Below are 8,855 nucleotides of genomic sequence, written 5' to 3' on the forward strand. Positions count from 1 at the left end.
TCACCGACCGTCCGGCCCCGGCCGGTCCCGGTCCGTCCCGTCCCAGAGGTCGCCGCACTCCACCGGCTCGGCGCCGACCGCGCGGAGCCAGGGGCCGGCGCCACGGTCGCGGTCGTCGGCCGGTGTCGCCAGGGCCACCCCGAGCGCAGCCCAGTGGGACCGCCCGACGAGCACGGGGTGACCCGGGACACCGTCGTGCGTCGCCCGCCGTAGCGCGGTCCGTCGGCCGCCGGTCCCGAGGACGCGTCGCACGGCGGCGGCGGGCAGGTCGGGCAGGTCGACGAGCGACACGAGGACCGCGGCGACGGCCGGGTCCGACGCCACGGCAGCGAGCCCGGCGCGGAGCGAGGCCGAGGGGCCGCGCGCCCAATCCGCGGTCACCACGCTGCGGACGGTCGGTCGGCGTGGGACCAGGGCACGGGCCTCCCGGCCGGCCGCGCCGAGCACGACGACCACCTCGTCGCAGCCGCCGTCGAGAAGGGTGCCGACCGCGGCGCCGAGCCAGGGCCGTCCGTCCGGCCGCCGGACCAGCGCCTTCGGACGACCCATACGGGTGCCCGCGCCCGCGGCGAGGACGACGCCGACCACGAGCCCGTCCGTCCTCGCCGGTGGTGTCACGGTCCTCGACGTCTCAGGCGAAGCCGGGCACGGCGAGCCACGCGGCCGGCGCCTCGGCCACGCCGTCCCGGACGACCGAGCCGGAGATGAGGCCGTACGGGCGGTCGGCGGCGAAGAAGACCTCGCCCGGGTTGTCGAGCCCGAACGGCGCGAGGTCGACGAGGAAGTGGTGCTTGTTCGGCATCGAGAAACGCACCTCGGCGATCTCGGGGAACGCCTCGATCGCGGCCCGGCCCATCGCGAAGAGCGTCTGCTGCAGCGCGAGGGAGTGCAGCTCCGCGAAGGTCGCGAGCATGGTCTCGAGCACACCGGCGTACACGGCATCGTGGTCGATGCCCGCCGCGACCGAGTCCGGCAGGTACCGCCAACGCGCCGTCACCGAGGTCGCGAGGATCCGGTCGTCGGTCTCGGCCAGGGTCGTGTAGCCGTCCCGCGGGAAGCCGTGGAACTCGCTGCCGGTGGACTTGAGCACCGTCAGGTCGGTCACACCGGCGATGACGTGCACGTCGTCGCCGTCGACCTGGACCACCGCGGTCCGGGTGCCGGCCCCGGCGCGGACGAACGCGTGGTCGTGCTCGCGCCCCGCGACGGTGATGCGTTCCCAGGTGTGCTGCTCGGCGGAGAGGGTCGCACCGTCGTACCAGTCGAAGGCCGTGGTGAAGTGCCGACCGAGCCGGAGCAGGAACTCCTCGGGGCTGTGCACGCCGTGCTCGCGGGCGAAGGCGTACACGGTGTTCTTCTGCGTGTCGGTCGCGACGACCTTCGCGTTGTCGCCGTCGGTGTACGAGTCGGCGAGCGCCGCGCCACGCAACTGGGTGGTGACGGTGAGGTCCTCGATCTCGTGTCGATCGGTGTCGCGGGTCACCCGGACCAGGCGGACCTCGGCCTTGCCGTACTGGTTCGCACCGAGGTGCACGGTCGTCGGGACGGACGTGCTGGTGGTGGTGCCGGTCGTGGTGGTGCCGGTCGTGGTCGTGTCGGTCATGGTCGGGGTCAGCTCCCTCGGTAGGTGGAGTGGGCGAACGGACTGAGCAGCAGGGGGACGTGCAGGTGCACGGGGTCGTCCGGCACCGTGAGCACGACGACCACGCGTGGGTGGAACGCCGGCAGGTCGAGTCCGGCCCAGTAGGCGCCGGTGGCGAACGTCAGCGTCCACTCCCCCGGCGGCAGGCGGTCCGGGCCGAGCGCTCCGATGCGGCCGTCCGGGTCGGTGGTGCCCGAGGCGAGGAGGGCCCCGTCAGCGTCGACGAGCGTGACGGCGATGCCCGCTGCGGGCCGACCGTGGGTGGTGTCGAGCACGTGGGTGGTGAGGTGGCTCATGCGACGCTCCTGGCGAGTCGGAGGAGTGCGATCTCCCGGAGCTGGTCGGCGACCTCGGTGCGTTCGGTGTCGTCGTCGTTGCCGAGTCGTCGGCGGAGCTCGGCGAGCACCTCGTCCGCCGTCCGGCCGGCCGCCCGCACCAGGAACACCCGGTCGAACCGCGCTTCGTAGTCCGCGTTGCCCTGCCGCAGGGCCGCAGCGGTGGCGTCGTCGGTGTCGGCCGACGCCGCCTGCTCGAGCCGGGAGGCTGCTGCCGCGGCTCCGTCGCCGACGGGACGGTCACCGATGCGCGGGTGCTCGGCGAGCGCGGCCTCGACCTCGGCGTCGGTCCAGGTGCGGGCGAGCCGGTCCGCCGCGGCGGCGAGGTCCTCGACGGTGCGGAAGGGGCGACGGGCGAGCACGGCCTCGACCCACCGGGGCACGGCGGCCCAGGACGTCACGAGCGCACGGGCATCGGCGTCCTCGAGTCGGTCGAACACGTGGACGCCGACGGGGGTGGACAGCGGAACGGTCATGTCCGGGAGGATGGCACCCCCGTGTTTCGGGCAGGGGTCGGGCACGTCACGGCTCCCGCGCACCGGCCGACGACGCCTGTTCCCTCCCCGAAACGACGCTGAAACACCGGTTCCCTACCGTTGCCGACATGGCATGGAACCGGGGCATGATCGCGCACGGCCGACGAGTCGGTGCGCTGACCGTCCCCCGTCGCCCTGCCCTGATCGGACCCGTCCATGGACCTCGTCTCCGTCCGCACCGTGCGGACACCGTCGCACCGCGACGACCTCGCTCTCTCCCCCGGTGACCGCCCGCTCGGCGGCGGCACGTGGCTGTTCTCGGAGGAACAGCCCGGCCTGACCGGCCTCGTCGACCTGACGACGCTCGGCTGGCCCGACGTCGAGCGCACGCCCGGCACCCTGACCGTGGCCGCGACCTGCACGATCGCGTCACTGCTCCGCGTGCGGCCCGACGACGCGTGGCGCGCGTGGCCGCTCGTCGAGCAGTGCGCGAACGCCCTGCTCGCGTCGTTCAAGGTGTGGAACGCCGCGACCGTCGGCGGGAACGTGGCCGTCGGACTGCCCGCGGGGGCGATGACGGCGCTGCTCGTCACGCTCGACGCCACCGCGGTGGTGTGGACGCCGGGCGGTGGGGAGCGGCGGGTGCCCGTCGAGCGACTCGTCCTCGGCGTACGCACGCTCGACCTGCGCCACGACGAGGTCATCCGGTCCTTCGAGGTCCCGGAGGCGGCACTCCGAGCGACGACCGGCCACCGGCGCGTGTCGCTCAGCCCGCATGGCCGATCCGGGTCGCTCGTCACCGCGCGGTGGTCCGAACAGGGACTCGTGCTCGTGGTCACGGCTGCGACCCCGCGCCCGGTCGTGTTCCGGTTCGCCGGGGTCCCGACGGCCGACGAACTCGATGCCGCGCTCACGGCCACGCTCGGGTCCGACGACCACTGGTACGACGACCCGCACGGGTCCCCCGCCTGGCGCCGCTCGGTCAGCACCCGCTCTGCGCACGAGCTCCGCGACGAAGCCGCAGCGGGAGGGACCCGATGAGGATCGAGGTCGACGGCACCCCGATGGAGGTCGCGCCGCAGCCCGGCCAGGTCCTCCGGACGCTCCTCCGGCAGCACGGCGTGACGGCGGTGAAGAAGGGGTGCGACGCCGGCGACTGCGGTGCCTGCTCGGTGCTCGTCGACGGGGTGCCGGTGCACTCCTGCATCACCCCCGCGCACCGGATGGAGGGCCGGACGGTCACGACGGCAGCGGGCCTCGGCACCCCGGAGCGCCCGCACCCGGTGCAGCGCGCGTTCGCGGAGGCTCCGGGGTTCCAGTGCGGGTTCTGCACGGCGGGGTTCGTCGTCACCGCGTCCACGCTCACCGACGACGACCACGCCGACCGGCACCGGAAGCTCAAGGGCAACCTCTGCCGCTGCACCGGGTACCGGGCGATCGAGGACGCGCTCGACGGTGTCGTGAACACCGCGTGCGCGACCCCCGGCGCAGCGGTCGGCACGTCCGTCGTCGCGCCGGCCGCGATGCGCGTCGTCACCGGGCAGGAGGAGTACACGCTCGACGTCCCCGACACCCCCGCGGTCCGGGCCACCGAGGCCCTGCTGCACCTCGCCGTCCTCGGCAGCCCGCATCCGCACGCCCGCATCACCGCGATCGACACCACCGCGGCCGAGGCGCTCCCCGGGGTGCACGCGGTGTTGACGTACCGGGACGACCCCGGCGTCCTGTTCTCCACCGGACGGCACGAGTCGCGGCTCGACGACCCGGACGACACCCGGGTCCTCGACCGCGTGCTGCGGTTCCGCGGACAACGGGTCGCCGCGGTCGTGGCTGACAGCGTCCGGACCGCCGAGCTGGCGTGCGCCCTCGTCCGGGTCGACTACGAGGTCCTGCCGAGCGTGCACGACGTCGACGCCGCCCGCCGACCGGGCGCACCCCTCCTGCACGGCGACAAGACGTCGGCCGAGCACCGGATCGCCGAGCCCGCACGGAACGTCGTGGCGAGCCTGCACGGCGAGACCGGCGACGTGACCGGTGCCCTCGCCGCCAGCGCGGCGACCGTCGACGGCACCTGGAGCACCGGCCGGGTCTCGCACGCCGCCCTCGAGACGCACGCCACCCGCGGGTGGGTGGACCCGGACGGGAGGCTCGTGCTCCGGACCGCCACGCAGGTCCCGTTCCTGGTCCGCGACGAGATCGCGCGCGTCTTCGCGCTCGACCCGGCCCGGGTGCGCGTCGTCGCGAAGCGCGTCGGCGGCGGGTTCGGCGGCAAGCAGGAGATGCTCACCGAGGACCTCGTCACGCTCGCCGTGCTGCGCACGGGCCGGACCGTGCAGTACGAGTTCAGCCGTCGCGACGAGTTCACGATCGCGCCGACGCGGCACCCGATGCACGTGCGGGTCCGCCTCGGCGCCGACACCGACGGTCGGCTGACCGCGATGCACGTCGACCAGACGATGGACACCGGGGCGTACGGCAACCACGGCATCGGCGTCATGTTCCACTCGGTCAGCGAGTCCGTCGCGGTGTACCGGTGCCCGGCCAAGCGGGTGGACGCGGAGTCGGTGTACACGAACAACTTGCCGTCGGGGGCGTTCCGCGGGTACGGCCTCGGGCAGGTGGTGTTCGCGATCGAGTCCGCGATGGACGAGTTGGCGCGCGAGCTCGGGATCGACCCGCTCGAACTCCGCCGGCGGAACGTCGTCGTGCCCGGGGACCCGCTCGTCGTGACCGATCCGCACGAGGAGACCGACCTGCGGTGGGAGGGCAGTTACGGGCTCGACCAGTGCCTCGACCTCGTGGAACAGGCCCTGGCCGGTCCCCTTCCCGAGGTCCCGCGGGAGGACGGGCCGGTACTGACGGGTCCCGGGCCCGACGGCTCCCCGGACTGGGCGTTCGGCACCGGCGTCGCACTCGCGGCCATCGCGACCATGCCGCCGCGGGGACACCACGCGCACACCACGGTCGAGCTGTTGCCGGGCGGCCGCTACCGCATCGGCGTCGGCACGGCCGAGTTCGGCAACGGCACGACCACCGTGCACACGCAGCTCGTCGCCACCGCGCTCGGAACCACCCCGGACCGCGTCGACGTGCACCAGTCCGACACCGACGCAGCCCGGTACGACACCGGGGCGTTCGGCTCCGCGGGCGTCGTCGTCGCCGGGCGGGCCCTGTCCGCGGCGGCGCAGGCGCTCCGCGACGACATGACCGCACGGGCCCTCGCGATCGTGTCGGCCCGGACCCCGCGGACCGCCTCGGGTGTGCTCGGACCGGCGGTCACCGTCGAGCCGGCGGGTGTGCGGGTCGGGGACGAACTCGTCGGGCACGCCGAACTCCTCGCCGAGGGGCCGCTCGTCGCCTCCGGCACCCACGACGGCACGCCCCGGTCGCTCGCGTTCACCGTGCACGGCGTCCGGGTCGCCGTGCACCGACCCACCGGCGAGGTCCGGGTCCTGCAGAGCGTGCAGGCGGTCGACGCCGGGACCGTCCTCAACCCGGAACAGCTGCGGGGACAGGTCGAGGGCGGTGCCGCGCAGGCGGTCGGCTCGACGCTCTACGAAGAGGTCGTGCTCGACGACACCGGACGGGTCACCACCGATGCCTTCCGGTCCTACCGGGTGCCGAAGATCTCGGACGTGCCGCGCACCGAAGTGCTGTTCGCCGACACGCACGACCCCCTCGGCCCGCTCGGGGCGAAGTCGATGAGCGAGGCCCCCTACAACCCGGTCGCCCCGGCGATCGCGAACGCCGTCCGAGACGCGGTCGACGTGCGGCCGTACCGCCTGCCGATGACCCGGGACCGGGTGTGGGCGCTGCTCACCGACGCGACCGTCGTCGGAGGTGCGTGATGTTCGAACTGGCACCGCGCCTCCTGGCCGTGCTCGACGCGGGCGAGCCCGTCGTCGTCGCGACCGCCGTCGACGTGCAGGGCAGCGGACCGAGCGGGACCGGCACCTCGATGGCCGTCCTGCCCGGTGGCGAGGTCGTCGGGACGATCTCGGGCGGGTGCGTCGAGGGGTCGCTCTACCTGACGGCGGAGGAGGTCCTGACGACCGGCGTCGCCGCGCTCGAGCGCTTCGGAGCCGAGGACCCGTCCGACGCGGACGCCGACTGGGCGCCGGGGCTGCGGTGCGGCGGCCGGGTCGAGGTCCTCGTGCGCCGCGTCCTGCCGACCGACACCGACGTGCTCGACGCGCTCCGTGCCGCCGCTGCCGGGACGCCGACGTCGCTCGCGCTGTCCCTCGAGCCCGCGTCGCTCGGTCGGGTGGTCCCGCTGTCGGACGGCTGCCGGACCCGGGTCTTCACCGAGTACGCCGGCGGACGTGCCCGCTGCATCGTCGTCGGTGCCGTCGAGGCCGCCGTCGCCGTGACGAACACCGCGGCGATGCTCGGCTACGCGGTCACCGTCGTCGACCCGCGGCCGGTGTTCCTCACCGACCAGCGGTTCCCGGCGGCGCAGCAGCGGATCGTGGGGTGGCCGCCCCGGGTGCTGGCCGACACCGCGATCGGGCCGGACACCGTCGTGGTCCTGCTGTCCCACGACGACCGGTTCGACGCCGACGTGCTCGACCTCGCGCTCCGCCGCGGCGCGGGGTACGTCGGCGCCATGGGGTCCCGGGCGACGCACGAGCGGCGTCTCGCGGTGCTGCACGACCTCGGGACGCCCGACACGGCGCGGCTGCGCTCCCCGATCGGGCTCGACATCGGGGCGGAGACGCCGGCGGAGGTGGCCCTGGCGGTCATGGCCGAGGTGGTGGCGGTGCGCCGCGGTGCCCCGGGCGGGCCACTCGTCGGCGGGAGCGGCCCCGTCCACCGGCGCGCGGTGGAGGTCCGGTGAGCAGCCGTCGTCCGTCGACGCGACAGGCTCGTCCCACCGGTCTGCCGCCGGACCGGGTCACGCCCCGCCGGTACCCCGGACGGTGAGCGACCAGGCGGAGTCCCGCGTGCTGTCCCCGACGGTGAAGGAGACCTCGTCGACGTCCGCCCGCCATGTCGCCGGCAGTCGGACGCGGTGCACACCCTCGGCGCACGCCACCGGGTCCACACCCGTGGACCGTGACGAACTGCCCGACCTGGTGACGACGAACCCGGTCATCGCGCCGTCCCCGAAGCACGAGAAATCGACCGCCGTGATCTGAGCGTGACGCGCGAAGGTCATCGAGACCCCACCGCCGACGTCGACGTCCCTCGCACGGTCCCGCGCGGCGACCTGCCCGGAGAGCACGCCGAGCACGTCCTCGTCGCCGTCCTCGGCGGTCTGGTGCGCCGCTGTCCAGCGCGTCAGCGCGGCCTCGTCGACGGGCTCCGGCGCACACCCGGTCAGGAGGGACGCCCCTGCCACGACCAGCGCGAGCACGGAGGTCCCGCGGCGGACGCGCACGCGACCGGCTCTGACGGGACCGCGCGCCGTCCCGTCGCGGAGCGCGCTGGCGGGGGCATCGTCGAGGAGCACGACGAGATCGTCCCACGGACCACGGTCGCGGTGCACCCCGTCAGCCGAGGACCCCGGTGTGCTCCAGCACGATCTGCACGCCGATCAGGACGAGCACCACGCCGCCGGCGATCTCCGCCGGTTTCCCGAAGCGCGCCCCGACCCGTCGCCCGACGACCACCCCGACGTAGCTCAGCACCGCGGTCGTGACGCCGATGAGCAGCATCGCCCACCCGATCGACACCGGCAGGAACGCCAGCGTGATGCCGACCGCCAGCGCGTCGATGCTCGTGGCGACCGCGAGGACGAGCAGCTCCCGGACGCGCAGCCGGTCCGTGTCCTCGTCGGTGTCCTCGTGCCCGTGGAACGCCTCCCACAGCATCTTCCCGCCGACGAGCGCGAGCAGGCCGAACGCGACCCAGTGGTCGACGTCGGCGATCGCGCTCGCGAACGTCGTGCCGAGCAGCCAGCCGAGCAGCGGCATGAGCGCCTGGAAGGCACCGAACACGAGTGCGATCACCACGGCCTGGCGCACGGAGAACCGCTTCATGTGCAGGCCCTTGCCGAGCGCGACGGCGAAGGCGTCGGCGGAGACGCCGAGCGCGATCAAGAACAGGGCCCAGAACGACATGGGGTGGTGCCTCTCGAGACGGACGGTGGAGACGCCGTCGTCTCGGAACTCGACGATCCTGCCATGCCGTGGCGACGCTCCCGGACCGGAAAGGCCTGATCAGGAGGATTCGCCGCACCGAATCCACCCGTTGGGCACCCCGGCGTCGACTGGCGGGCGCGGCCTCTGGCGACACGCAGATGTAACAGGAAGGTAACGACGCCGAACCCGCCCAAACCATGTCGGGAACGGCGCCGAACAACTGTCACAAGCCGGGAAACACCCGCAGCGCTCACCAGCAGCTCACCGCTGGTTCTCCACCCCTTCGCGGGGTGTGTTCGGCGCGCTGTCACCCACCGCG

The 8,855-nt window shown here is 74.0% G+C and carries 9 protein-coding genes; 3 read left to right on the forward strand and 6 right to left on the reverse strand.

Annotated features, from left to right (window positions below; genetic code table 11):
• The 4 genes from DEI91_RS07600 to uraD are packed head-to-tail and all read right to left on the reverse strand — an operon-like array spanning nt 1 to nt 2,453.
• Nucleotides 1-588, reverse strand: coding sequence for an NTP transferase domain-containing protein (locus DEI91_RS07600; protein WP_111051678.1), 588 nt, complete (start codon nt 586-588; stop codon nt 1-3).
• A 43-nt stretch (nt 589-631) separates the two neighbouring features.
• Nucleotides 632-1,603 carry a factor-independent urate hydroxylase gene (gene pucL, locus DEI91_RS07605; RefSeq protein WP_111051679.1) on the reverse strand — a complete coding sequence of 324 codons (972 nt, stop codon included), beginning with the start codon at nt 1,601-1,603 and terminating at the stop codon, nt 632-634.
• Nucleotides 1,604-1,611: 8 nt separating this feature from the next.
• Nucleotides 1,612-1,938 carry a hydroxyisourate hydrolase gene (gene uraH / locus DEI91_RS07610; RefSeq protein WP_111051680.1) on the reverse strand — a complete coding sequence of 109 codons (327 nt, stop codon included), beginning with the start codon at nt 1,936-1,938 and terminating at the stop codon, nt 1,612-1,614.
• On the reverse strand, nt 1,935-2,453 hold the full coding sequence (gene uraD, locus DEI91_RS07615; protein ID WP_111051681.1) for a 2-oxo-4-hydroxy-4-carboxy-5-ureidoimidazoline decarboxylase: 519 nt from the start codon (nt 2,451-2,453) through the stop codon (nt 1,935-1,937). Before uraD ends, uraH begins: the two co-directional genes overlap by 4 nt.
• A gap of 216 nt (nt 2,454-2,669) precedes the next feature.
• Here uraD and DEI91_RS07620 point away from each other — a divergent pair, with 216 nt between their 5' ends.
• The 3 genes from DEI91_RS07620 to DEI91_RS07630 are packed head-to-tail and all read left to right on the forward strand — an operon-like array spanning nt 2,670 to nt 7,290.
• Nucleotides 2,670-3,494 (forward strand): xanthine dehydrogenase family protein subunit M, encoded by an 825-nt coding sequence (locus DEI91_RS07620; protein ID WP_111051682.1) that lies wholly within the window; start codon nt 2,670-2,672, stop codon nt 3,492-3,494.
• A complete protein-coding gene (locus tag DEI91_RS07625; protein WP_111051683.1) occupies nt 3,491-6,301 on the forward strand; it encodes a molybdopterin cofactor-binding domain-containing protein in 2,811 nt (936 codons plus the stop codon). The genes DEI91_RS07620 and DEI91_RS07625 overlap by 4 nt, the downstream gene beginning before the upstream one ends.
• The gene (locus DEI91_RS07630) at nt 6,301-7,290 is read left to right on the forward strand and encodes an XdhC family protein (RefSeq protein WP_111051684.1); all 990 of its coding nucleotides are present in this window, start codon (nt 6,301-6,303) and stop codon (nt 7,288-7,290) included. Before DEI91_RS07625 ends, DEI91_RS07630 begins: the two co-directional genes overlap by 1 nt.
• Before the next feature lie 57 nt (nt 7,291-7,347).
• Here DEI91_RS07630 and DEI91_RS07635 read toward each other — a convergent pair whose 3' ends face one another.
• The gene (locus DEI91_RS07635; protein WP_146244231.1) at nt 7,348-7,905 is read right to left on the reverse strand and encodes a hypothetical protein; all 558 of its coding nucleotides are present in this window, start codon (nt 7,903-7,905) and stop codon (nt 7,348-7,350) included.
• A gap of 40 nt (nt 7,906-7,945) precedes the next feature.
• Entirely contained in the window at nt 7,946-8,515 is a 570-nt protein-coding gene (locus DEI91_RS07640; RefSeq protein ID WP_111051686.1) for a manganese efflux pump MntP family protein, read from the reverse strand.
• Between the last annotated feature and the right edge of the window lie 340 nt (nt 8,516-8,855).

Source organism: Curtobacterium sp. MCBD17_032, from assembly GCF_003234855.1.
Classification (GTDB): Bacteria; Actinomycetota; Actinomycetes; order Actinomycetales; family Microbacteriaceae; genus Curtobacterium.

Coding starts and splice junctions, on each gene's coding strand:
- DEI91_RS07640 (WP_111051686.1), bottom strand. CDS start 8,515: ATGTCGTTCTGGGCCCTGTTCTTGATCGCGCTCGGCGTCTCCGCCGAC.
- DEI91_RS07620 (WP_111051682.1), top strand. CDS start 2,670: ATGGACCTCGTCTCCGTCCGCACCGTGCGGACACCGTCGCACCGCGAC.
- DEI91_RS07625 (WP_111051683.1), top strand. CDS start 3,491: ATGAGGATCGAGGTCGACGGCACCCCGATGGAGGTCGCGCCGCAGCCC.
- pucL (WP_111051679.1), bottom strand. CDS start 1,603: ATGACCGACACGACCACGACCGGCACCACCACGACCGGCACCACCACC.
- DEI91_RS07630 (WP_111051684.1), top strand. CDS start 6,301: ATGTTCGAACTGGCACCGCGCCTCCTGGCCGTGCTCGACGCGGGCGAG.
- uraH (WP_111051680.1), bottom strand. CDS start 1,938: ATGAGCCACCTCACCACCCACGTGCTCGACACCACCCACGGTCGGCCC.
- uraD (WP_111051681.1), bottom strand. CDS start 2,453: ATGACCGTTCCGCTGTCCACCCCCGTCGGCGTCCACGTGTTCGACCGA.